The sequence below is a fragment of the Enterobacter asburiae genome (assembly GCF_008080435.1).
Classification (GTDB): domain Bacteria; phylum Pseudomonadota; class Gammaproteobacteria; order Enterobacterales; family Enterobacteriaceae; genus Enterobacter; species Enterobacter asburiae_C.
Genome location: NZ_VRKN01000002.1, coordinates 380,727 through 403,912 on the forward strand (window position 1 = coordinate 380,727; position 23,186 = coordinate 403,912).

21 protein-coding genes and 7 tRNA genes are annotated in these 23,186 nt (G+C 53.9%); 15 read left to right on the top strand and 13 right to left on the bottom strand.

Features of this window, described 5'->3' with window-relative positions:
• The first annotated feature begins 297 nt into the window (after positions 1-297).
• Positions 298-1,485, top strand: coding sequence for a NupC/NupG family nucleoside CNT transporter (locus FU672_RS04890; RefSeq protein WP_008501591.1), 1,188 nt, complete (start codon positions 298-300; stop codon positions 1,483-1,485).
• Positions 1,486-1,533: 48 nt separating this feature from the next.
• Here the strand turns inward: FU672_RS04890 and FU672_RS04895 are convergent, their stop codons facing one another.
• The 3 genes from FU672_RS04895 to FU672_RS04905 all read right to left on the bottom strand — a co-directional run bounded on the left by FU672_RS04895 (position 1,534) and on the right by FU672_RS04905 (position 4,135).
• Entirely contained in the window at positions 1,534-3,726 is a 2,193-nt protein-coding gene (locus FU672_RS04895; RefSeq protein ID WP_148242499.1) for a sensor domain-containing phosphodiesterase, read from the bottom strand.
• 216 nt (positions 3,727-3,942) lie between these two features.
• Positions 3,943-4,018 (bottom strand) — tRNA-Ala (locus FU672_RS04900).
• 41 nt (positions 4,019-4,059) lie between these two features.
• Positions 4,060-4,135 (bottom strand) — tRNA-Ala (locus FU672_RS04905).
• Positions 4,136-4,352: 217 nt separating this feature from the next.
• Between FU672_RS04905 and FU672_RS04910 the strand changes: the two genes are divergently transcribed.
• Both FU672_RS04910 and FU672_RS04915 read left to right on the top strand, forming a co-directional pair.
• Positions 4,353-4,715, top strand: a complete 363-nt coding sequence (locus FU672_RS04910; protein ID WP_148242373.1) for a YfeC-like transcriptional regulator — start codon at positions 4,353-4,355, stop codon at positions 4,713-4,715.
• Position 4,716: 1 nt separating this feature from the next.
• Positions 4,717-5,100, top strand: coding sequence for a YfeC-like transcriptional regulator (locus FU672_RS04915; RefSeq protein ID WP_148242374.1), 384 nt, complete (start codon positions 4,717-4,719; stop codon positions 5,098-5,100).
• Positions 5,101-5,151: 51 nt separating this feature from the next.
• On the opposite strand, the gene gltX is transcribed toward FU672_RS04915, so the two are convergent.
• Complete coding sequence (gltX, locus tag FU672_RS04920; RefSeq protein WP_148242375.1) at positions 5,152-6,567, bottom strand: glutamate--tRNA ligase; 1,416 nt, start codon at positions 6,565-6,567, stop codon at positions 5,152-5,154.
• A gap of 259 nt (positions 6,568-6,826) precedes the next feature.
• On the opposite strand from gltX, the gene FU672_RS04925 reads away from it, so the two are divergent.
• The 5 genes from FU672_RS04925 to FU672_RS04945 all read left to right on the top strand — a co-directional run bounded on the left by FU672_RS04925 (position 6,827) and on the right by FU672_RS04945 (position 7,309).
• A tRNA-Val gene (locus FU672_RS04925) sits at positions 6,827-6,902 on the top strand.
• 41 nt (positions 6,903-6,943) lie between these two features.
• Positions 6,944-7,019 (top strand) — tRNA-Val (locus FU672_RS04930).
• Positions 7,020-7,048: 29 nt separating this feature from the next.
• Positions 7,049-7,124: transfer RNA gene (locus FU672_RS04935), tRNA-Val, on the top strand.
• A 29-nt stretch (positions 7,125-7,153) separates the two neighbouring features.
• Positions 7,154-7,229 (top strand) — tRNA-Val (locus FU672_RS04940).
• A 4-nt stretch (positions 7,230-7,233) separates the two neighbouring features.
• Positions 7,234-7,309, top strand: a tRNA-Lys gene (locus FU672_RS04945).
• Positions 7,310-7,408: 99 nt separating this feature from the next.
• On the opposite strand, the gene FU672_RS04950 is transcribed toward FU672_RS04945, so the two are convergent.
• The 3 genes from FU672_RS04950 to xapA all read right to left on the bottom strand — a co-directional run bounded on the left by FU672_RS04950 (position 7,409) and on the right by xapA (position 10,496).
• Complete coding sequence (locus FU672_RS04950) at positions 7,409-8,296, bottom strand: LysR family transcriptional regulator (RefSeq protein WP_148242376.1); 888 nt, start codon at positions 8,294-8,296, stop codon at positions 7,409-7,411.
• Between the two features lie 67 nt (positions 8,297-8,363).
• Entirely contained in the window at positions 8,364-9,620 is a 1,257-nt protein-coding gene (locus tag FU672_RS04955) for a nucleoside permease (protein ID WP_148242377.1), read from the bottom strand.
• Between the two features lie 51 nt (positions 9,621-9,671).
• Positions 9,672-10,496: a xanthosine phosphorylase gene (gene xapA / locus FU672_RS04960; RefSeq protein ID WP_148242378.1), complete on the bottom strand. Its 825-nt coding sequence runs from the start codon at positions 10,494-10,496 to the stop codon at positions 9,672-9,674.
• Positions 10,497-10,692: 196 nt separating this feature from the next.
• On the opposite strand from xapA, the gene FU672_RS04965 reads away from it, so the two are divergent.
• Positions 10,693-11,031, top strand: coding sequence for a FlxA-like family protein (locus FU672_RS04965; RefSeq protein WP_148242379.1), 339 nt, complete (start codon positions 10,693-10,695; stop codon positions 11,029-11,031).
• Here FU672_RS04965 and FU672_RS04970 read toward each other — a convergent pair.
• The gene (locus tag FU672_RS04970) at positions 11,028-11,963 is read right to left on the bottom strand and encodes a LysR family transcriptional regulator (protein ID WP_148242380.1); all 936 of its coding nucleotides are present in this window, start codon (positions 11,961-11,963) and stop codon (positions 11,028-11,030) included. The genes FU672_RS04965 and FU672_RS04970 overlap by 4 nt on opposite strands.
• Positions 11,964-12,052: 89 nt before the next feature.
• On the opposite strand from FU672_RS04970, the gene FU672_RS04975 reads away from it, so the two are divergent.
• A complete protein-coding gene (locus tag FU672_RS04975; RefSeq protein ID WP_148242381.1) occupies positions 12,053-13,048 on the top strand; it encodes a bile acid:sodium symporter family protein in 996 nt (331 codons plus the stop codon).
• Here the strand turns inward: FU672_RS04975 and FU672_RS04980 are convergent.
• The 3 genes from FU672_RS04980 to zipA form a co-directional block, all read right to left on the bottom strand.
• Positions 13,045-13,260: a DUF3820 family protein gene (locus FU672_RS04980; protein WP_003861328.1), complete on the bottom strand. Its 216-nt coding sequence runs from the start codon at positions 13,258-13,260 to the stop codon at positions 13,045-13,047. The two genes, FU672_RS04975 and FU672_RS04980, sit on opposite strands and share 4 nt — an antisense overlap.
• 1 nt (position 13,261) lies before the next feature.
• Entirely contained in the window at positions 13,262-15,277 is a 2,016-nt protein-coding gene (gene ligA / locus FU672_RS04985) for an NAD-dependent DNA ligase LigA (RefSeq protein WP_148242382.1), read from the bottom strand.
• A gap of 69 nt (positions 15,278-15,346) precedes the next feature.
• Positions 15,347-16,309, bottom strand: coding sequence for a cell division protein ZipA (zipA, locus tag FU672_RS04990; RefSeq protein WP_148242383.1), 963 nt, complete (start codon positions 16,307-16,309; stop codon positions 15,347-15,349).
• Between the two features lie 230 nt (positions 16,310-16,539).
• Here zipA and cysZ point away from each other — a divergent pair, with 230 nt between their 5' ends.
• The 5 genes from cysZ to crr all read left to right on the top strand — a co-directional run bounded on the left by cysZ (position 16,540) and on the right by crr (position 21,333).
• The gene (gene cysZ, locus FU672_RS04995; RefSeq protein WP_148242384.1) at positions 16,540-17,301 is read left to right on the top strand and encodes a sulfate transporter CysZ; all 762 of its coding nucleotides are present in this window, start codon (positions 16,540-16,542) and stop codon (positions 17,299-17,301) included.
• Between the two features lie 163 nt (positions 17,302-17,464).
• The gene (gene cysK, locus FU672_RS05000) at positions 17,465-18,436 is read left to right on the top strand and encodes a cysteine synthase A (RefSeq protein ID WP_148242385.1); all 972 of its coding nucleotides are present in this window, start codon (positions 17,465-17,467) and stop codon (positions 18,434-18,436) included.
• 317 nt (positions 18,437-18,753) lie between these two features.
• Positions 18,754-19,011, top strand: a complete 258-nt coding sequence (ptsH, locus tag FU672_RS05010) for a phosphocarrier protein Hpr (protein ID WP_000487600.1) — start codon at positions 18,754-18,756, stop codon at positions 19,009-19,011.
• Positions 19,012-19,055: 44 nt separating this feature from the next.
• Positions 19,056-20,783, top strand: coding sequence for a phosphoenolpyruvate-protein phosphotransferase PtsI (gene ptsI, locus FU672_RS05015; protein ID WP_023332954.1), 1,728 nt, complete (start codon positions 19,056-19,058; stop codon positions 20,781-20,783).
• 40 nt (positions 20,784-20,823) lie between these two features.
• Positions 20,824-21,333 carry a PTS glucose transporter subunit IIA gene (crr, locus tag FU672_RS05020; protein ID WP_003861316.1) on the top strand — a complete coding sequence of 170 codons (510 nt, stop codon included), beginning with the start codon at positions 20,824-20,826 and terminating at the stop codon, positions 21,331-21,333.
• A 44-nt stretch (positions 21,334-21,377) separates the two neighbouring features.
• Here the strand turns inward: crr and pdxK are convergent, their stop codons facing one another.
• Together pdxK and cysM are read right to left on the bottom strand one after the other, a co-directional pair.
• Entirely contained in the window at positions 21,378-22,214 is an 837-nt protein-coding gene (pdxK, locus tag FU672_RS05025; RefSeq protein WP_148242386.1) for a pyridoxine/pyridoxal/pyridoxamine kinase, read from the bottom strand.
• A 5-nt stretch (positions 22,215-22,219) separates the two neighbouring features.
• Entirely contained in the window at positions 22,220-23,131 is a 912-nt protein-coding gene (cysM, locus tag FU672_RS05030) for a cysteine synthase CysM (RefSeq protein WP_032643539.1), read from the bottom strand.
• Positions 23,132-23,186: the final 55 nt, after the last annotated feature.

Genomic DNA, 23,186 nt, shown 5'->3' on the forward strand with positions numbered 1-23,186 from the left:
ATGATTATCAAGATCATTTATGAAGTTTACAGTGATTTCTCTGATAGCTTTGAACGATAGACGGGCGGGTAAGTGGGGCGATCTAACAGAAACTGAAATCGCGCGCACTTTTGTGAAGACTAGCACACAAACTTAACTTTTCACTAATTTACCTAACATAACAAAAATGTATTGTGGATCACTATTTTTGAGACTCGTCACAGGATGTAACTATAGTGTGTCCTCGATCTCGTTTTCTTTTCGCTTGTTACATAGAATGTGCACGAAAATTAAACCTGCCTCATATTTGGAGCAAATATGGACCGCGTCCTTCATTTTGTCCTGGCACTTGTTGTCGTTACTGCACTTGCATTGCTGGTCAGCACAGACCGCAAAAAAATTCGTATCCGTTATGTTGTCCAACTGCTGGTCATTGAAGTTTTACTTGCGTGGTTCTTCCTGAACTCCAACGTAGGCCTCGGCTTCGTGAAAGGCTTCTCCGAAATGTTCGAAAAACTGCTCGGATTCGCCAACGAAGGGACCAACTTTGTCTTTGGTAAAATGAACGATGAAGGTCTGGCGTTCTTCTTCCTGAAGGTTCTGTGCCCAATCGTCTTCATCTCCGCGCTGATCGGTATTCTGCAGCACATCCGCGTTCTGCCGTTCGTTATTCGTGGAATTGGCTTCCTGTTATCCAAAGTGAACGGCATGGGCAAGCTGGAATCCTTTAACGCCGTGAGTTCCCTGATCCTCGGTCAGTCTGAGAACTTCATCGCGTATAAAGATATTCTCGGCAAAATGTCCCGCAACCGCATGTACACCATGGCGGCAACCGCAATGTCTACCGTTTCCATGTCTATCGTGGGCGCGTATATGACCATGCTGGAGCCAAAGTATGTTGTTGCGGCGCTGGTTCTGAACATGTTCAGCACCTTTATCGTTCTGTCGCTGATCAACCCGTACCGCGTTGACGCCAGTGAAGAGAACATCCAGATGTCTAACCTGCACGAAGGCCAGAGCTTCTTCGAAATGCTGGGTGAATACATTCTGGCTGGTTTCAAAGTGGCGATTATCGTTGCCGCCATGCTGATCGGCTTCATTGCGCTGATTTCTGCGCTGAACGCCCTGTTCGCAGCGGTGCTGGGTATCTCCTTCCAGGGGATTCTGGGCTACATCTTCTACCCGGTTGCATGGGTGATGGGTGTGCCGGCTCACGAAGCGCTGCAGGTAGGGAGTATCATGGCAACCAAACTGGTTTCTAACGAATTCGTTGCGATGATGGATCTGCAGAAAATTGCCAGCACGCTTTCTCCGCGCGCGGAAGGCATTCTGTCCGTGTTCCTGGTCTCCTTCGCGAACTTCTCGTCCATCGGGATTATCGCGGGTGCGATTAAAGGTCTGAACGAAGAACAGGGTAACGTGGTTTCTCGCTTTGGCCTGAAGCTGGTTTACGGCTCTACGCTGGTGAGCGTCCTGTCTGCTTCCATCGCGGCACTGGTTCTGTAAGGTTTACCGTTAAACAAAAACCGGGAGCCGCCTTGGCTCCCGGTTTTTTTATGCCCGCAATTCTTCCAGCGGTGTGGGTTTACCTATCAGGTAGCCCTGCAGGTAATCCACGCCGAAGCGAAGCAACATCTCCCGCTGGGCCGGTGTTTCTACGTATTCCGCTACGACGCACAGCGATTTCGTCTTCGCCAGATTACACATCGACTGGACGATCATCGCATCCATATCATCGGTACAAATGTCTTTAACAAAGCAGCCGTCAATTTTAATGATGTCCGCCTGCAGGCGTCTGAGACGCTCGTAGTTGGCGTAGCCAGTACCAAAATCATCAATAGCAATCCGGAAACCGTAATCCCGCAGCTGCTGAATATTGTGGATGCTGCAGCCTGAATTTGAGAAGGCCTGCTCTTCAGTGATCTCAATCACGACGGCCTGAGGCGCAACGCCGTAGCGTTCAAAGAGCGCGCAAATCTCGGTCGCCACCTCTTTTTGCATCAGCGTGAGCGGCATCAGATTAACAGAGAAACGGGTGCCAGCCTGCGTTGCAGGGTGATCGCGCAGCCACAGCAGTAATTTCTCCATGACACACATATCAAACCGGTGGCTGAGGTTGAACTGGGCAATCAACGGAATAAAGCGGTCAGGGGTGAAGATCTCACCCTCACTCTCCATACGCGCCAGAATTTCGTAATACCCGCTCCCGTCCGCCTTCTGGATCGGTTGCGCGTATAAATGGAATTGATCCGTCTCCAGGGCATGTTTAATCCGCGCCAGCATCAGGACACGCTCGGTTGTTTGTCCTGATGCCGCCTCGAGGCTATTCGTGAGCGCAAGCACGTTGTGTGCAGCTCCGCAGGATTGCTCGGCCAGCCAGCTCAGTTGCCCCAGCGTGTGGTGCAACTTTTCGCCGTTTTCGACCATTCCCCAGGACGCGCCAAATTCAATATCCAGCCCGGTGTTGTTCCAGAAAATCTTACGGCTGTTGAGTCGATCAACCATATGCTGGAGACGTTCAGCGGTTCCCGGCCCCAGTAATACCAGCACCAGCTCGCTTCCCGGGAGCTGGAAGAGCGTCTCATCTTTCTGCAAAAGTAGCTGCAGCGACGTGGCGATAGTACGTTTGCAATGGACCCGCATGAGGATCCCATAGTGACGGCTCAAAAACTCCAGGTTATCCATACGCAGAATGCTCACTTTTGCATCTGGGTGAATCTCAAGATAATCCTCCAGCGCACGAATATTGGGTAAACCGGTCAGCGGATCGGTCAGCGCCCTGCCCTGCCAGCCCCGCCTCAACCACTCGCTGCGCTGGTAAATTCGCGACATGTAAAGCAGACAGATAGCGAAAGAGATAAGCACGGACAGGATAAAAGAGAGCGAATGGCCCGATTCCACCCCGTTAAGGAAGTTGTAGTTGTAGGTCAATAGCAGGAGCGCGGATGCGGCCCATAGCAGAGAGATAAGCGCATAGGTCAGGCGGCTTATCGCTAAGGTAAAAAGAATAAAAATCAGCGGCATCAAATAGCCAGCAATGACGGGTGATTCGAAAGGGCCACATAAAATGATGAGAATGAAACTTAAAAGCATCAGCCAGACAAAAATATATAATGAATTCTTGTGAAAAAACACGGGCTTCACGCTTCGCCGCCAGAAATTCATTGCATAACGAGGATTAATTATCATTCTTAATGGGTAATAGAACATCATGGTAAAAATCAATGCCGCACAGATCAGGCTTTGTATATCCACAACGTTATAAATTACCGTTCCCTCGCCGAAAAAGGTCGAGATTGTCACAGGAAAATCAAACAAATAGCCCGCCATATACATCGACAGTTTAATACCTATTGGCACGATAAAACCAAGCCAGAATATACGTAAACCGATGTGCTTGTTAGGGATACAGTAGCGCCAACGCTTACCCAGCATGATGCGCAGCAGGCCGCACGCCGTGAACAACGCAAAGGTCTGACAAAACAGTAATACTGCATATTGTAGCGGTGCTAAATCAACATAGAATAAATTAGTGACAGTAAAACCTAACAAAATGGGAAGAATTGCCCTGCGCCCAAATAGCAGAATTACCGCCAGCATAACGCTTAGCGGTAGCCATGCTAAATAAACGTCGTGACCATTAACAATTGCGCGGGGAGAGAGATAACGGGAGACAGGTACCGCAATCAGGCAAAGTGCCAGGGCAATTATAAATATCTTTACATTATTGTACGTTTTTCTATTCATTAAGCTGATGAGTATATTATCCGTTCGAATCATTGACCGGGTGGATAATAGGTTTATTAATTGCGCGAATCAAGTTCAAGTCTATTTATAGACTGGTTTATTGATATCGATTGAGGTGAGGTACAGGAATACCTTCTTTTTGATAACAAAACGCAGTGTCGGGTGTTACAAATACATAAAAAAAAACCCTCGTCTTTTGACGAGGGTTTACAATTTTGGTGGAGCTAAGCGGGATCGAACCGCTGACCTCTTGCATGCCATGCAAGCGCTCTCCCAGCTGAGCTATAGCCCCACATGTTACTTTACTGACCGCACTCTGTTGGGTTCAGAGTTTGGTGGAGCTAAGCGGGATCGAACCGCTGACCTCTTGCATGCCATGCAAGCGCTCTCCCAGCTGAGCTATAGCCCCATCGTAAAGCTGTCATGTTGACGGGCGGCATAATATGAATTCCTCCGCAGAGTGTCAACGGCAAAATCAATTCCAGCCATTCAATCGCCGAAAAATCATGCAAATGAATCACTTTGCGAGACTGCTCGCAGTCAGGAGTTAAGCCTGTCACGTTTTCACGTAAAACGGTGCTATAAAATGAGCCGTTAATTAACCCCACAGATATTCAGGAAATTGCATGATCAAGGAACGAATGACGCCAGAAGAGTTAGCCCTCCTCACTGGCTATAGCCGCCAGACCATCAATAAATGGGTACGCAAAGAGGGTTGGATTACGTCACCAAAACCAGGCGTCCAGGGCGGGAAAGCGCGCCTGGTACATGTGAACGAAAAAGTCCGTGACTTTATCCGCAGCGCACGTCGGGCAAGCGAAACGTCCGAACTACCAGAAGGCACCAGCCCTGACGGTTCGCTTCACACCCTACTCCTGACGCTGGCCAATGAAATGACGCCGGAAGAGCAGAAGCAGATGACATCGCTGTTAATGCGGGAAGGGATTACCGGATTGTTGCAACGTTTAGGGATTCGCGATCAGAACTGATATGAAAAAATTACGTAACAAAATGACCACGGAAGAGCTGGCGGAGAGTTTGGGCGTTGCCAGACAAACGGTTAATCGCTGGATACGCCAGCAGGGGTGGAAAACGGAAGGACTCAACGGTGTGAAGGGCGGTCGGGCACGGCTCATTCATGTTGATGCGCGCGTGAAGGAACATATTATGAGCCTCCCGGCGATCCGAAACCGTCAGGCGGTTTACCATCTCGCGGAGGTCACCGCTTCCTACAGTGAACCCTCTTCAAACCTGTCTCCGGGCATTATTGAGACGCTGGAGAGTATGACTCAACCAGAGCAGAAGCGTCTGGACGCCTTCTTGAAGCGCGAAGGCATACACGGCTTTCTTACGCGGCTGGGAATCACGGAATAAGAGGCATAAAAAACGGCAGGTTACCCTGCCGTTTTTTTTTCAGAGATCTAATTACTGCTGATTTTCACGCTCAGCGATAAAGTCCAGCGCCTTGTTAATGCGCGCCACGCTGCGTGACTTGCCGATGGCGTGAACCGTCACATCCAGCGCCGGAGACTGACCCGCACCGGTCACCGCAACGCGCAGTGGCATACCAACTTTACCCATTCCGACTTCCAGCTCGTCTGCCGTCGCCTGAATGGCGTGATGAACATTCTCAGCGGTCCACTCGGTAAGTGCAGCCAGCTTGTCACGCACCACTTCCAGCGGCTGACGCGCAACCGGGCGGAGGTGTTTCTTCGCGGCGTCCGCATCGAACTCATCAAACTCTTCATAGAAGTAGCGGCAGCTTTCGGCAATCTCTTTCAGCGTTTTGCAGCGCTCGCCGAGCAGTTTCACCAGCTCCGCCAGCTCAGGGCCAGTGCGGGTATCAATATTTGCCTGCTCAATGTGCCACTGCAGATACGTCGCCACATATTCTGGCTGCATGGTATTGATGTAATGGTGGTTCAGCCACAGGAGCTTGTCGGTATTAAATGCGCTCGCTGATTTGCTCACAGAGCTCAGAGAGAACAGTTCGATCATCTCTTCGCGACTGAAGATCTCCTGGTCACCGTGGGCCCAGCCCAGGCGCACCAGATAGTTCAGCAGCGCTTCTGGCAGATAACCGTCGTCGCGATACTGCATGACGCTCACCGCACCGTGACGTTTAGACAGTTTTTTCCCGTCATCACCGTTGATCATGGAGACGTGCGCATAAACTGGCACAGGGGCGTTCAGCGCCTTCAGGATGTTGATCTGGCGCGGCGTATTGTTGATATGGTCTTCACCACGGACAACGTGGGTAATTTCCATATCCCAGTCGTCAACCACAACGCAGAAGTTGTAGGTTGGGGAACCGTCGGTGCGACGGATGATCAGATCGTCCAGCTCCTGATTGCTGAATTCAATTGGGCCACGGATCTGGTCGTCAAAGATCACCGAGCCATCCTGCGGGTTAGCAAAACGCACCACGCAAGGCTCATCAGCAGCATGCTCGCTATGGTCGTGGCGGCAGCGGCCGTCATAACGCGGTTTTTCACCGTTCTCCATCTGCGCTTCACGCAGTGCGTCCAGACGCTCTTTCGAGCAGTAGCATTTATACGCCGTGCCCGCGACCAGCATCTCATCAATGACAGCGTTATAGCGGTCAAAGCGTTTGGTCTGGAAGTAAGGGCCTTCATCCCATTCCAGATTCAGCCAGTTCATCCCATCCATAATGGCTTCAATTGCTTCCGGCGTGGAGCGCTCAAGATCGGTGTCTTCAATACGCAGCACGAACTCACCTTTGTTGTGGCGTGCAAATAGCCAGGAATAGAGAGCGGTACGTGCACCACCGACGTGCAGATAGCCTGTCGGGCTCGGCGCGAAGCGAGTTTTGATTTTCATGAAATGGCCTTACGTTATAAAGATGCCGGCAATCGGCAAATCCTGGGGGAAAAAACGATGGGCAATATTCTATCACTGTGGGGGGAATCCTCAATGTTGATCCCTTTATCGTGACCGAGTTTGCGATTTTTGTTTAGAAATCATGCCTCACTGCCCGTTTCGCGATCGTTTTGTTTAATTTTACGACGAACGAATAAAAACTTTAGAAAATGCGTTGACTCATTTTCAACTCTCCCTATAATGCGACTCCACACAGCGGGGGTGATTAGCTCAGTTGGTAGAGCATCTCCTTTACACGGAGGGGGTCGGCGGTTCGAGCCCGTCATCACCCACCATCTACTTCGGTAGACTCGCAGTGTAGATAAGAATTGAGATTGGGCGATTAGCTCAGTTGGTAGAGCATCTCCTTTACACGGAGGGGGTCGGCGGTTCGAGCCCGTCATCGCCCACCATTCTCATCTTATCGCAGCAGTTCCGAAATGGGCGATTAGCTCAGTTGGTAGAGCATCTCCTTTACACGGAGGGGGTCGGCGGTTCGAGCCCGTCATCGCCCACCATTCTCATCTTATCGCAGCAGTTCCGAAATGGGCGATTAGCTCAGTTGGTAGAGCATCTCCTTTACACGGAGGGGGTCGGCGGTTCGAGCCCGTCATCGCCCACCATTTCGGGTCGTTAGCTCAGTTGGTAGAGCAGTTGACTTTTAATCAATTGGTCGCAGGTTCGAATCCTGCACGACCCACCAATGTAAAAAAGCGCCCTAAAGGCGCTTTTTTGCTATCTGCGGTACTGAGCCTAAAAAACATAGCCTGATGGCGCTGCGCTTATCAGGCCTACGAAATCATCACGCCACTGTTAACGTCGCAATTAACGTCTTCACCGCTGGCGTCGCCTGCTTTTCGTCATACACCACATATAAATCTGCCGGTATACGCTCTTTCAGCGGGCGGAACACCACGCCCGGCCACTGCATTTGCGCGTAGCTGTCTGCGGCGAGCGTAATCCCCATCCCCATGCTGATCATCGCCAGCACCGTTTGCGGTTCAACGGCTTCGCGCACAATCATCGGCGAAAAACCGGCCTGCTGGCAGACGCGATGTAAAAATGCCCAGTCAGAATGGGCCGACGGCATTGTGACAAAATACTCGTCCTGCAATTCTGCGAGCGCAATCGAAGACTCCAGGGCCAGCCGGTGCTCTTCCGGCATCGCCACCAGAAAAGCCGCCTCACGCAACCGCAGGCTGGTAAACCCCGCGGTAGGTTCCGTTGCCATTCGCCAGATCCCGACATCCAGCTCCCGGCGCTCAAGCAGCGCCATCTGCATTACCGGTGATTTTTCGCGAAAAACGACATCAACATTCGGATGCTCTTTCAAAAAAGTGCGCATGACCGTGCGCACTTCACTCCACATGGCGGTACCGACAATCCCCAGCTCAATGCGCCCTGCCTCACCCCGGCCAATTTGTTCGACACGAGCCAGAGCCTGGTTTGCGCTGGCGAGCAGCCGGCGTGACTCTTCCAGCAGCACTTTACCGGCATGCGTCAACGCGACGCTCCGTGAGTGGCGAATAAACAGTAACGTGCCCAGCTGACTTTCCAGCTCTTTAATATGCAGGCTTAAAGGAGGCTGAGACATATTGAGACGGGCCGCAGCCCGTCCAAAATGCAGTTCCTCCGCCACGGCCAGAAAATAGCGCAGCAGCTTGAGATCGGTCCGATAGACGCGTTCCATCAAAACATATCCTGGCGATAACACTTATGCGCCTACCTTAAAGCCTTTCAGCGTCCGGAGGGGAAATTTAGTGCGCAACTGTGCGCATCCCGCTGTTTTTACAGGTGTGGTGATAGTTAAAGCTGAAGTAAAAGACCACTGCGAGCGCCAGGGCATAGGCCGCGAACACCAGCCAGATCGTCTGCCAGTCCTTCACCCCGTCCACCGAGAAATAATCAACGGCCATACCGCTCAGTAGCGATCCGAAATACGCCCCGATACCGTTAACGGTCGTCATAAACAACCCTTGCGCGCTGGCGCGGATATCGGCGCTTACCTCTTGTTCAACAAATACCGAGCCGGAAATATTGAAGAAGTCGAACGCGCAGCCGTAGACAATCATTGAGAGCATGAGCAGCACAAAGCCTGTTGCGGACGGATCGCCAAAGGCAAATAGCCCGAACCGCAGCATCCAGGCCACCATGCTCATCAGCATGACGGTTTTAATGCCAAAACGTCCGAGGAAGTACGGAATGGTCAGAATGAAGAACACCTCAGACATTTGCGAAACGGAAAGCAGGATGGACGGATATTTGACGATAAAGCTATCTGCATACGCCGGATTACGCGCAAAATCATGCAGGAAGGGGCTGCCAAACGTGTTGGTTATCTGCAGCACGGCGCCCAGCAGCATCGCGAATAAAAAGAACACCGCCATGCGGGGCTGTTTAAACAGGATAAACGCATTGAGGCCCAGCTTGCTTGCCAGAGACGGAGACGTTTTTGTCTTCGCAACCGGAATAGCCGGCAACGTCAGAGAATAGAGCGCCAGCAGCAGGGACGCGGCAGCCGCAATATAGAGCTGCACATTGCTCAGCTCCGCCCCCATCAGGCTTATGACCCACATCGCGGCAATAAAGCCCACTGTGCCATACACCCGCACTCGCGGAAAATGGCTCACCGTATCCAGCCCTGCCTGTTCAAGACAGGAGTAGGAAATCGTGTTCGACAGTGCAATCGTGGGCATGAAGGCCATCGCATTCACCAGCATAACCCAGAACATCAGCCCGGGCTCATTGACCTGCGCGGCATAGCAGAGCGCGACGGCGCAGACGAGGTGGCAAATCACATAGGCGCGGTCGGCCCGCAGCCACTTGTCGGCAATAATCCCCACCAGCGAAGGCATAACGATCGCGGCAAGTCCTTTAGAGCTGTACACCATGCCCACGTCGGAGCCGGTAAAGTGTAGGGTGTTAATCATGTAAGCGCCGAGGGTAACCAGCCAGCTCCCCCAGATAAAATATTGCATAAAGGACATCATCTTTAAGCGAGTCGTGATGTTCATAACCCATTCCTTATAGCAGTGTGGCCCTGACGGGCCACTTTATTGTTTTACTCAGGCAATATGGCGAAGAAAACCGCAGATAAGATTGATAAAGTTCTGGCGGGAGAGCTCGGCGGCAGCAAGGGTTTGTTCATGCGAGAGTTTTACCTCACCCAGACCTTCGGCGAGATTGGTAATTGCAGAAACGGCCACGACCTTCAGACCGCAGTGACGCGCGGAAATCACTTCAGGCACCACGGACATCCCCACCACATCGCCGCCGATAATCTGCATCATGCGGATCTCGGCCGCCGTCTCGAAGTTCGGGCCGGGATAAGAGACAAACACCCCTTCATGCAGCGGGAAGCCTTCTTTCATTGCCACAGTTTGCAGAACGGCACGGTAATCCGCGTCGTAAGCATTGGCCAGAGAGAAGAAACGATCGCCAAAGCGCTCATCGTTCAGCCCCACCATCGGCGTGCCCGGCATGGTGTTGATATGGTCGCTCAGGGCAACCAGGCTTCCTGGCTGAACGTCCGGGCGCAGTGAGCCCGCCGCATTGGTGCTAAACAGCAGCTCGCACCCCAGCAGCGTAAAGGTGCGGATCGCATCGGTCATGATGGTCATCCCGCGCCCTTCATAGAAATGGCCGCGCCCCTTCATGCAGGCAACAGGCACCCCGGCCAGATGCCCGAGCACCAGCTCGCCGGCATGCCCATGCACGGTGCTCACCGGGAACCCCGGCAGCTTTTCGTAGCTCAGGGAAACGGCGTCATCAATCTGGTCGGCGAGCGCGCCAAGACCAGAGCCGAGAATAAACGCCACGCGAGGCGTGAAGTTCGGCTTAGCGGCGCGAATGATGTCGGCGCAGTACCACGGATTATTCGAGAGGGTCATAGAGGCTCCTTAAGGATTAAGATCGCGATAGCAGACTTACGTCTTATATCCGCAGCCTGCAGGTGACCTCCAATACACTTTCACCGCACCATCAATACTGATTGTGTATTGATGCAACCCCCTGCCAGATATGGCAGTTTTGCTCAAGCTAATCCCATCGGTGCCGATACCTCTGTTTTATACGCGAGGAAAAAGTATGACGACCATTCAGGCTTCAACCCAACAGATTCAAACCAGCGGCGCGAGTGGAACTTCGAGCAGTAACGATATCTCTGCGCAAATCACCCGCATTCTCGACAAGATTAAAAAGCTGACTCAGCAGTTAAAAGAACTGGCGAACAGTTCTGGTAGTGCAGATGAGAAGAAGAAGCAGCAGGAACTTATTCAGACCCAGATCAAAGTGCTGCAGGCGCAGCTCGCCGCACTGCAGCGCCAGCAGGCCGAAGAGGCCCAGAAGAAGCAGGATCAAAAGCTGGGTAAAGTGGAAGGGGTGAACAGCCCGTCAGACACTAATCAGATTGATATTTACATCTAATCTTCTGACGCGTTAAACAGTGGGTCGCGTATGCGGGCCTCGGTTAATCGTTGTGCCTGGATACGCACCACTTCCCATATGGCCTGTGCCGCGCCCGAAAGTGAACGATTTTTTCGCCGCACCAGCATCAGCTTTCGCTCGACAACGGGCGTCAATCGCCTGACGGCCAGTCGGCTTCCCTGCGGCAGGGGAAGCGCCAGGGCGGGCAACACGCTGATGCCAATGCCAGCTTCCACCATCGGAAACAGCGTCGCCGGGTGACCAATCTCCTGCACGATCGTTGCCTTTACGCCCTGATTCACCAGCGCGGAATCAATCAGCGGACGGCTGCCCGAGGCATAATCCTGTAAAACAAGGTCCGCGCCCTGCAGGGACTGCCAGCTGACCTCCGGCAATGTGGCCAGCGGATCGTCGTCACGGCAGAGCAGCAAAAAGGGCTCAGAAAGTACGCTTTCGCACGCCAGATCGCTCACCTGGCCGGGATCGATAACAATACCAAAATCCACATCTCCCTGACGGATGCTCTCCAGCACCCACTGCTGCGGCCTGTCATGCAGCACAAAATCAATGTCCGGGTAGCGATGGCTTCCCTCGGCAATACACTGCGGGATAAGGTGCGCAGAGATCGTCTGACTGGCCGCGACGCGCACGGTCCCCGAAAGCTGCTGCCCCAGCCTCCCCACGTCTCTGAGCGTGCTGTTCAGCTCATCCAGCAGCCGTTCGAGGCGCAGGGCCAGCTGCTGCCCTGCTTCGGTCAACACCACTTCGCGCGTGGTGCGGTCAAGCAACTTCACCCCGGTCTGATTCTCCAGCTCTTTCACGCTATGGCTGACCGCCGACTGGCTCAGACCGATGATATCCCCTGCCCTGCTAAAGCTGCGGGCATGGGCCACGGTAACAAAAACGCGAAGCTGGCGTAGTGAATAATTCATCTGTTTAGTTCATGAATGGATGCAATAAATCAATTTTATTTCTCAAATGGAAAAAAGCACAATAGCGATATCTGATTTCAGGAGTCATTATGAAACTGTTTCGTATCCTTGATCCGTTCACGCTTACCCTGGTGGTCACTGTTTTACTGGCCTCCTTCTTCCCCGCACGCGGCAGTTTTGTCCCGTTCTTTGAAGGACTCACCACGGCGGCCATCGCCCTGCTGTTCTTTATGCATGGTGCCAAGCTTTCCCGCGAGGCCATTATCGCAGGCGGCGGACACTGGCGGCTGCATCTGTGGGTGATGTGCAGCACCTTCATTCTGTTCCCGATACTCGGCGTACTGTTTGCCTGGTGGGCACCGGTCAATGTCGATCCAGCCCTGTATACCGGGTTCCTGTATCTGTGCATTCTCCCCGCTACCGTGCAGTCTGCCATCGCCTTTACCTCGCTGGCAGGCGGCAACGTAGCGGCAGCAGTTTGTTCAGCGTCCGCCTCTAGCCTGTTAGGGATTTTCGTCTCTCCGCTGCTGGTGGGCCTGCTGATGAACATGCACGGTGCGGAAGGTAATCTGGAGCAGGTCGGCAAAATTTGTCTGCAGCTGCTGCTGCCGTTTGTGCTGGGGCATCTTTCCCGACCGTGGACCGGCGCGTTTGTGGCGAAGCATAAAAAATGGATTTCAAACACCGACCAGACCTCGATTCTGCTGGTGGTTTACTCCGCCTTCAGCGAGGCGGTCGTGAACGGGATCTGGCACAAGGTGGGTGCAGGCTCGCTGCTGTTTATCGTGGTGGTCAGCATCGTCCTGCTGGCGATTGTGATTGCGGTAAACGTATTTGTGGCACGCAGGTGCGGCTTCAACAAAGCGGATGAAATTACGATTGTGTTCTGCGGTTCGAAAAAGAGCCTGGCGAACGGCATCCCGATGGCCAACATTCTGTTCCCGACCTCGGTGATAGGGATGATGGTGCTGCCGCTGATGATTTTCCATCAGATCCAGCTGATGGTCTGCGCAGTGCTGGCGCGTCGTTACAAGCGCCAGACCGAAAAGCTGGCGCAGGAAGAGACCAGCGCCGCGAAGGCTTAAGGACGTTTCAGGGGCTGAACCAGCTGGGTCAGCCCTTCGGTTTTGATCAGTAGCGTGATAGCCATCAGCTCGCCCAGTCGCCCTGCCGGGAATTCATCCTTGCGGGCAAACCACAGCAGATACTCCTCCGGCAAATCAATCAGCCTGCGGCCTTTGTATTTACCGAACGGCATCTCCGTATTGGCGATCTCAACGAGCTGTTCTTTCTCCACATTACTCTCCTAACAGACGCAGCATTTCTGCTTCGTCGATAACCGCAATGCCGAGCTCCTGGGCTTTCGCCAGCTTCGAACCCGCCGCTTCCCCGGCGATCACCAGGTCGGTTTTCTTCGACACGCTGCCCGCCACTTTAGCCCCCAGCGCCACCAGACGCGCTTTCGCATCGTCGCGTGAAAGCTGGCTCAGGCTGCCGGTCAGGACAACCGTTTTACCGGCGAACGGGCTGTCGATCTCTTCGGCGTTGACCACCACCGGCGCGGGCCACCTGATGCCCTCTTCCAGCAGCTTACCGATGACTTCACGGTTGCTCTCTTCGGCAAAGAAGTTAAAGACGTGCGTGGCGACGACGATGCCGACATCCGGGACTTTCTGCAGCTCGTCAATGCCAGCCTTTTCCAGCGCCTCCAGCGTGCCAAAGTACGCCGCCAGACCCGCCGCCGTTGCTTCGCCGACTTCACGAATGCCCAGCGCATAGAGAAAACGGGCAAAGGTGGTCTCTTTCGCCGCTTCCAGCGCGTTAACCACGTTCTGGGCTGACTTTGGCCCCATGCGATCCAGACCGGTCAGTTTACCTGCCGTCAGCTTAAACAGATCGGCTGGCGTATGGACATACTCTTTCTCAACCAGCTGGTCGATAATCTTGTCGCCCATGCCGTCAACATCCATTGCGCGGCGGGAGACGAAGTGCTTGAGCGATTCTTTACGCTGTGCCCCACAGATTAACCCGCCCGTACAGCGGGTTACTGCTTCGCCTTCAACACGCTCTACGTCAGAGCCGCACACCGGGCAGTGGCTCGGGAAGACGATCTCGCGCGTATCAGCAGGACGTTCTGACTCCACGACGTTAACCACCTGCGGGATAACGTCGCCCGCGCGGCGAATCACCACTTTGTCACCAATGCGCAGGCCCAGGCGTTCGATTTCATCGGCGTTATGCAGCGTGGCATTACTCACCAGCACGCCCGCAACCTGCACGGGTTCCAGACGGGCAACCGGGGTGATGGCGCCCGTACGGCCGACCTGGAACTCGACGTCGCGAACGAAGGTCATCTGCTCCTGAGCAGGGAACTTAAACGCCACCGCCCAGCGCGGCGCGCGCGCCACAAACCCCAGCTGCTCCTGCAGCGCCAGTGAATTCACCTTGATGACGACGCCATCAATATCAAACCCGAGCGTCGGACGGTCCTCTTCCACCTTGTGGTAGAACGCCAGTACCGCTTCCGGCGAGTCGCAGAGTTGAACGCGGTTGCTCACCGGCAGGCCCCACGCTTTAAACTGCAGCAGACGCCCGAGGTGCGTATCCGGCAGTTCTCCACCTTCCAGAATCCCGACGCCGTAGCAGAAGAAAGTCAGCGGTCGCTTCGCGGTGATACGCGGGTCAAGCTGGCGCAGAGAGCCAGCCGCCGCATTACGCGGGTTAGCAAACACCTTCCCGCCGGTGCGACGCGCCTCTTCGTTAATTTTCTCGAAGCCCGCCTGGGGCAGGAACACCTCGCCGCGCACTTCCAGACGCGCAGGAATGTTGTCACCCTGCAGTCTTAGCGGGATCGCGCGGATGGTACGCACGTTGGTAGTGATGTCTTCGCCCGTCGTACCGTCGCCACGCGTCGCGGCACGCACCAGCACGCCGTTTTCGTAGAGAAGACTGACCGCCAGGCCATCCAGCTTGAGCTCGCAGCACCAGGTGAGGGAGTCGCTGCTTTTCAGGCGATCCTGCACGCGCTTGTTAAACGCAAGAAAGCTCTCTTCATCGAAGACGTTATCGAGCGACAGCATCGGCACTTCATGGCGCACCTGGCTGAAAGCCCCCAGCGGCTCAGCGCCGACGCGCTGGGTGGGGGAGTCCGGCGTGATGAGCGCCGGATGCTGCGCCTCTAGTTCGCGCAGCTCGCGCATCAGACGGTCATATTCCGCATCCGGGACTTCCGGCGCGTCCATAACATGATAGAGATATTCATGATGGCGAAGCGTGGTTCGCAGTTCAGTGAGTTGTTGTTCGATTGAGTCCATATCGCACCATCAATGAGAAAAAACCCCCGACAGGCGGGGGTTGAGGAGGAGTCGAAGTAAACGCGACGATTACGCGTTAGCTTCCTTAACTTCGCGGATGCGGTCCTGATACTCGCGCAGCTTCTGCGGGGTCATCATTCGACGCTGATCGTCAAGCACCACACCACCGACTTCGTCAGCGATGTGCTGAGCGGACTGCAGCATCAGCTTAAAGTTTTGCAGTTCGTCGCCGTAGGACGGCACCTGCATAAAGATAGTCACACCCGGGGTCACGAAATCACCGGTCATTTCCGGATCAAAGGTGCCAGGGTTAACCATGTTGGCCAGGCTGAACAGCGCCGGACCGCTACCGTCAGGGCTCAGGTGGCGATGGAAAATGTTCATATCGCCAAACTTGAAGCCTGCCTGTTGAATACTGTTAAGCAGCACGTCACCGTTGAGATGGCTACCGTGATGCGCGGCCACGTTCATGATGATCACCGCTTCTTTACGCTGCGGTTTTTCAACAACCGGCTCTGGCTCTACAACGGGCTCAGGCTCAACGTGCGGGGCCGGAGCGGGCTGAGGCGCAGGTTGCTGCGGTTGTTGTACCGGCTGAACAGGCTGTTGTTGCACGGGCTGCTGCACCGGTTGCTGTTGAACCGGCTGGGCAGGCTGCTGATGGACAGGCTGTTGCGGCGGCTGGCGCACCGGCTCTTCCACAGGCTGCGGCGCTGGCTGGCGCGGCTGTGCAGAAGCATACGGCGGTTGATACTGGTGCTGCGAAGGACGAGGCGCTTCATGCTCCCCATGGCCTGCGCCGGGCGCAGTATTGACCCGATGAACACGAACTTCACCCACGCCGTCATCATCGCTGCCGTCGATGTCATCTTCACTGTCATCGTCGTCACGACTGGACTTCATGCGCTTCAGTGGGCGATCGCGAAACATCGAGGAACGCTCTTTACGGCTGGTCCAGAAACCATGTACCAGTAAAGCGATTATGGCGATCGCGCCAACAATGATTAATATCAGACGCAAATCCTGCATCATTATATTCTCTGTTGTTCTAACACCTTGCCACCACGGCAAACATTTACTCACTAAGAGTATTTGCCGTTTACGTCAAGTGCAAGTGTGTGCAGAGCATTCACAGCATAAAGATGAAGGAAATCGTGCTTTTTGCTGGTTTTTCGAACATTTCCGAACTGGTCATTGCTCCGTAAGTGGATAATATAGGCGGGCAATTCCACTGGTTGTGTAAAAAGGAGTACAGCCTGGCTATGGTTTCAACATCTTCTTCTCCCCCGCGCAGCGGCGTCTGGTATTTTTCTCAGGGCTGGAAACTGGTCTCCCTGCCGGGGATTCGACGCTTCGTCATTCTCCCGCTGTTGATCAACATTATTCTGATGGGCGGCGCGTTCTGGTGGCTGTTCACAAAGCTGGAGAGCTGGATCCCGTCGCTGATGAGCCATGTGCCGAACTGGCTACAGTGGCTTAACTACCTGCTCTGGCCGGTGGCGGTGATCTCCGTGCTGCTGGTGTTTGGGTATTTTTTCTCGACGATTGCGAACTGGATAGCCGCACCGTTTAACGGTCTGCTGGCAGAACAGCTGGAAGCGCGGCTTACCGGCGCAACACCGCCGGACACGGGCATGCTGGGGATCATGAAAGATCTGCCACGCATCATGAAGCGCGAGTGGCAGAAGTTTGCCTGGTACCTGCCCCGCGCGATTGTGCTGCTTATCCTCTATTTTGTACCTGGCATTGGCCAGACGGTGGCGCCGGTGCTGTGGTTCCTGTTCAGCGCCTGGATGCTGGCCATTCAGTACTGCGACTATCCGTTCGATAACCACAAGGTGCCGTTTAAAGCGATGCGCACCGCCCTGCGCAGCCAGAAGGTCGCCAATATGCAGTTTGGTGCGCTGACCAGCCTGTTCACCATGATTCCCTTCCTGAATCTGTTCATCATGCCCGTCGCCGTCTGCGGCGCGACGGCGATGTGGGTGGACTGCTACCGTGCTAAGCACGCGTTATGGAAATAATGCAAAAATGTGTAAAGCAGGGGTGGCTTATGCCGCCCCTTATTCCATACTGATCCCCATTATTTCCTTGCAGTATATAGATATGCGAATTCCTTACTTCCCCCTACCTGCTTAGCAGGTATGCTGGGTCGGTATCCCAATTTCATACAGTTAAGGACAGGCCATGAGTAAGATTTATGAAGACAACTCGCTGACTATCGGTCATACGCCCCTGGTTCGACTGAACCGTATCGGTAATGGACGCATTCTGGCGAAGGTCGAATCACGTAACCCGAGCTTCAGCGTAAAATGCCGTATCGGTGCAAACATGATTTGGGATGCTGAAAAACGTGGTGTGCTGAAGCCGGGCGTTGAGCTGGTGGAACCGACCAGCGGCAATACCGGTATCGCTCTGGCCTATGTGGCTGCCGCGCGTGGCTACAAGCTGACGCTGACCATGCCAGAAACCATGAGCATCGAGCGTCGTAAGCTGCTCAAAGCGCTGGGCGCGAACCTGGTGCTGACCGAAGGCGCGAAAGGCATGAAAGGGGCCATTCAGAAAGCCGAAGAGATTGTGGCCAGCGATCCGGCAAAATATCTGCTGCTTCAGCAGTTCAGCAACCCGGCTAACCCGGAAATTCATGAAAAAACTACCGGCCCGGAAATCTGGGAAGATACCGACGGTCAGGTTGACGTGTTCATCTCCGGCGTAGGTACCGGCGGTACGCTGACCGGCGTGTCACGCTATATTAAAGGCACAAAGGGTAAAAAAGACCTGATCACCGTTGCCGTTGAACCGACTGACTCACCGGTTATCACCCAGGCACTGGCGGGTGAAGAGATCAAACCAGGCCCGCATAAAATCCAGGGTATTGGCGCAGGCTTCATTCCGGGCAACCTGGATCTGAAGCTGATCGATAAAGTGGTCACCATCACTAACGAAGAAGCCATCACGACCGCGCGTCGCCTGATGGATGAAGAAGGCATTCTGGCGGGTATCTCTTCCGGTGCGGCCGTTGCGGCAGCGCTCAAACTTCAGGAAGATGAGGCCTTTACCAATAAGAATATTGTGGTTATCCTGCCTTCCTCGGGTGAGCGTTACTTGAGCACCGCACTGTTTGCCGATCTGTTTACCGAAAAAGAGCTGCAACAGTAGTGCCAGCATGTTAATAACGCGTAAAAAAGCACCTTTTCAGGTGCTTTTTTGTGGCCTGCTTCAAACTTTTGCCCCTCCTGGCATTGCTTCACCCCGTTGGGTCTGGTATTTAAACCAGCAATTATTTTGATGCGTGAAATTAATCGGTGAACGAAATAGCCTTGCTGAATCGATTTTATGATTTGGTTCAAGTCTTGCTTTCGCTGCATAATGTTTAATGACGATCGAAACGTCAGCGCTAACAATACAGGCTAAAGTTCAGTCGCCAGGCTAGACTTTAGTTCCACAACACTAAACCTATAAGTTGGGGAAATACAATGTTCCAGCAAGAAGTTACCATTACCGCTCCGAACGGTCTGCACACCCGCCCTGCTGCTCAGTTTGTTAAAGAAGCAAAAGGCTTCACATCTGAAATCACTGTGACTTCCAACGGCAAGAGCGCAAGCGCAAAAAGCCTGTTCAAACTGCAGACTCTGGGCCTGACTCAGGGCACCGTTGTCACCATCTCTGCAGAAGGTGAAGACGAGCAGAAAGCAGTTGAGCATCTGGTAAAACTGATGGCTGAGCTCGAGTAAGTTTCCGGGTTCTTTTAAATATCAGTCACAAGTAAGGTAGGGTTATGATTTCAGGCATTTTAGCATCCCCGGGTATCGCTTTCGGCAAAGCACTGCTGCTGAAAGAAGACGAGATCGTCATCGACCGGAAAAAAATTTCTGCCGACAAGGTTGATCAGGAAGTTGAACGTTTTCTGAGCGGTCGTGCCAAGGCATCTGCGCAACTGGAAGCAATCAAAACTAAAGCTGGCGAAACTTTCGGTGAAGAAAAAGAAGCCATCTTCGAAGGGCACATCATGCTGCTCGAAGATGAGGAGCTGGAGCAGGAAATCATAGCCCTGATTAAAGATAAAGGCATGACGGCCGACGCGGCTGCGCATGAAGTTATCGAAGGTCAGGCAACTGCCCTGGAAGAACTGGATGATGAATACCTGAAAGAGCGTGCGGCTGACGTACGTGACATCGGTAAGCGCCTGCTGCGCAACATCCTGGGTCTGGCCATCATCGACCTGAGCGCGATTCAGGATGAAGTGATCCTGGTTGCCGCTGACCTCACCCCGTCTGAAACCGCACAGCTGAACCTGAAAAAGGTTCTCGGTTTCATCACCGACGCGGGTGGCCGTACCTCCCACACCTCTATCATGGCGCGCTCTCTGGAACTGCCTGCCATCGTGGGTACCGGTAGCGTCACCTCTCAGGTGAAAAACGGCGACTATCTGATTCTGGATGCCGTAAACAATCTGGTTTACGTCAACCCAACCAATGAAGAGATCGATAAACTGCGCGCGGTTCAGGAGCAGGTTGCGACTGAAAAAGCGGAACTCGCTAAGCTGAAAGACCTGCCAGCCATCACCCTGGACGGCCATCAGGTAGAAGTGTGCGCAAACATCGGTACCGTCCGCGACGTTGATGGCGCTGAGCGCAACGGTGCGGAAGGCGTCGGTCTCTATCGTACAGAATTCCTGTTCATGGACCGTGACGCGCTGCCAACGGAAGAAGAGCAGTTTGCTGCTTATAAAGCCGTGGCTGAAGCGTGTGGCTCTCAGGCGGTTATCGTCCGTACCATGGACATCGGTGGCGACAAAGAGCTTCCGTACATGAACTTCCCGAAAGAAGAGAACCCGTTCCTGGGTTGGCGTGCAATCCGTATCGCGATGGATCGTAAAGAGATCCTGCGTGACCAGGTTCGCGCGATCCTGCGTGCCTCTGCTTTCGGTAAACTGCGCATCATGTTCCCGATGATCATCTCTGTTGAAGAAGTGCGTGCACTGAAGAAAGAGATCGAAATCTACAAACAGGAATTGCGCGACGAAGGTAAAGCGTTTGACGAGTCAATCGAGATCGGCGTGATGGTGGAAACACCTGCAGCGGCGACCATTGCGCGTCATTTAGCCAAAGAAGTTGATTTCTTTAGTATCGGCACCAATGATTTAACGCAGTACACCCTGGCAGTTGACCGTGGTAATGATATGATTTCACATCTCTACCAGCCAATGTCACCGTCCGTACTGAACTTGATCAAGCAAGTTATTGATGCTTCTCATGCAGAAGGTAAATGGACTGGCATGTGTGGTGAGCTTGCAGGCGACGAACGTGCTACACTTCTGTTGCTGGGTATGGGTCTGGACGAATTCTCTATGAGCGCCATTTCCATCCCGCGCATTAAGAAGATTATCCGTAACACGAACTTCGAAGATGCGAAGGTATTAGCAGAGCAGGCTCTTGCTCAACCGACAACGGACGAGTTAATGACGCTGGTTAACAAGTTCATTGAAGAAAAAACAATCTGCTAATCCACGAGATGCGGCCCAATTTACTGCTTAGGAGAAGATCATGGGTTTGTTCGATAAACTGAAATCTCTGGTTTCTGATGATAAAAAAGACTCCGGAACTATTGAGATTGTTGCTCCGCTCTCCGGCGAGATCGTCAACATCGAAGACGTGCCGGATGTAGTGTTTGCTGAGAAAATCGTTGGTGATGGCATTGCTATCAAACCAACTGGCAACAAAATGGTTGCTCCAGTTGACGGCACCATCGGTAAAATTTTTGAAACCAACCATGCGTTCTCTATCGAATCTGATAGCGGTATCGAACTGTTCGTTCACTTCGGTATCGACACTGTTGAACTGAAAGGCGAAGGCTTCAAACGTATCGCGGAAGAAGGCCAGCGTGTTAAAGTTGGCGACCCGGTGATTGAATTCGATCTGCCACTGCTGGAAGAAAAAGCCAAGTCTACCCTGACTCCGGTTGTTATCTCCAACATGGACGAAATCAAAGAACTGATCAAACTGTCTGGCAGCGTCACCGTGGGTGAAACCCCGGTTATCCGCATCAAGAAGTAATTCTTGCCGCACAGAAAAATGGCGCCTTCGGGCGCCATTTTTGTTTATGCGGGGAGGATAAGCTCGTCGTAGCCTTTTGACTGGGTATACAGCATCACGTCAGTCACCCGATCGCCGGCCATGCGAATGGCATCGGCAACGGTTTTCCCTTCCACAATTCCGCTCACCAGTTCTGAACAGAACAGGTCGCCCGTCCCTTTCAGATCGGTTTCTACGCGCGGATGCGCGCTGATGGTCACGCCTTCATTCGTCACCAGCACCACGTGGATGTTTTGCGGGTCGTCAGCCACCGGCGCGCTGGTGATCGCCACCCATTTCAGGCTGTCAGAGAGCAATCCCTGAGCCGCCGCGATGGCGCTTTCCGGCGTACGGCACGGTTTGCCGCTTAGCACTTCCAGCTCATAGACGTTTGGCGTAATCCCCTGCGCCAGCGGCAGCAGGTGCTCCCGATACGCTTGTGGGATCTCGGGCTTCACGTACATTCCACTGTCGATATCGCCGATAACCGGGTCGACCAGCACCAGCAGGTCAGGATGCTGCGCTTTGACCACCTCCAGCCATTGAGCCAGCAGAACGATCTGGCTGGCACTGCCCATATAACCGGTGGTGACCGCTTTAAGCTCGCGCAGGATCTCGCGCTCTTCCAGCGCCTTTAGGTAGCCGCTGAACCACTCGTCGGGGATCACCCCACCATAAAACGTGTCGTAGTGTGGCGTGTTGCTAAACAGTACCGTCGGCACGGCGGTAACGTTCAGCCTGTGGGTACGAATATTCGGTACCGCAATGCTGTTCCCCACGCTGCCGTAAACCACCTGCGACTGCACGGCGACAATGTCGGTTTGCTGCGCCCGGGTGTTATCCCGGAATAGAATCATCTCCATGACGCTTAAATCCCCGCCCCCTGCGAATAACTCTCTTCACCAAAGACGCCGGTAGACAGATAGCGATCGCCGCGATCGCAAATAATCGCCACCACCACCGCCCCCGGGTTTGCCTGTGCAACCCGAATCGCACCCGCTACCGCGCCGCCCGAGCTGACCCCGCAGAAGATACCTTCGCGCACGGCCAGCTCACGCATGGTATTTTCCGCCTCGCGCTGGTGAAGATCCAGCACCTGATCCACAAGCTGCGCATTAAAGATGCCGGGCATATACTCCGCCGGCCAGCGGCGAATGCCCGGAATACTGCTCCCCTCTTCCGGCTGCAGGCCAACAATGGTGACGGCTTTTTCCTGCTCGCGCAGAAAACGCGATACCCCGGTAATGGTGCCAGTGGTGCCCATGCTGGAGACAAAATGGGTGATACGCCCATCGGTTTGCTGCCAGATTTCCGGGCCGGTAGTGGTGTAGTGCGCGTACGGGTTATCCGGGTTGTTGAACTGATCGAGCAGTTTACCTTCGCCGCGCTCGGCCATTTCTAACGCTAAGTCGCGCGCGCCTTCCATTCCCTGCTCTTTGGTCACCAGAATCAGCTCGGCCCCGTAGGCACGCATCGCAGCGCGGCGCTCCTGGCTCATGTTGTCCGGCATCAGCAGCTTCATGCGGTAGCCTTTCAGCGCCGCAATCATCGCCAGGGCGATACCGGTGTTGCCGCTGGTGGCTTCAATCAGCACGTCGCCAGGCTTAATTTCTCCGCGTTTTTCGGCCTGGACAATCATCGACAGCGCCGCGCGGTCCTTCACCGACCCCGCCGGGTTATTGCCTTCGAGTTTGACCCAGATTTCACTGCCGTTGTCTGGCCCCATGCGCTGAAGCTTGACCAGAGGGGTGTTGCCGATGGTGTGTTCTAATGTATTCATGATCGCTGTCCAATAAAAAGCCCGGTGGCGCGCAGCGATCCGGGCCTACGGACGT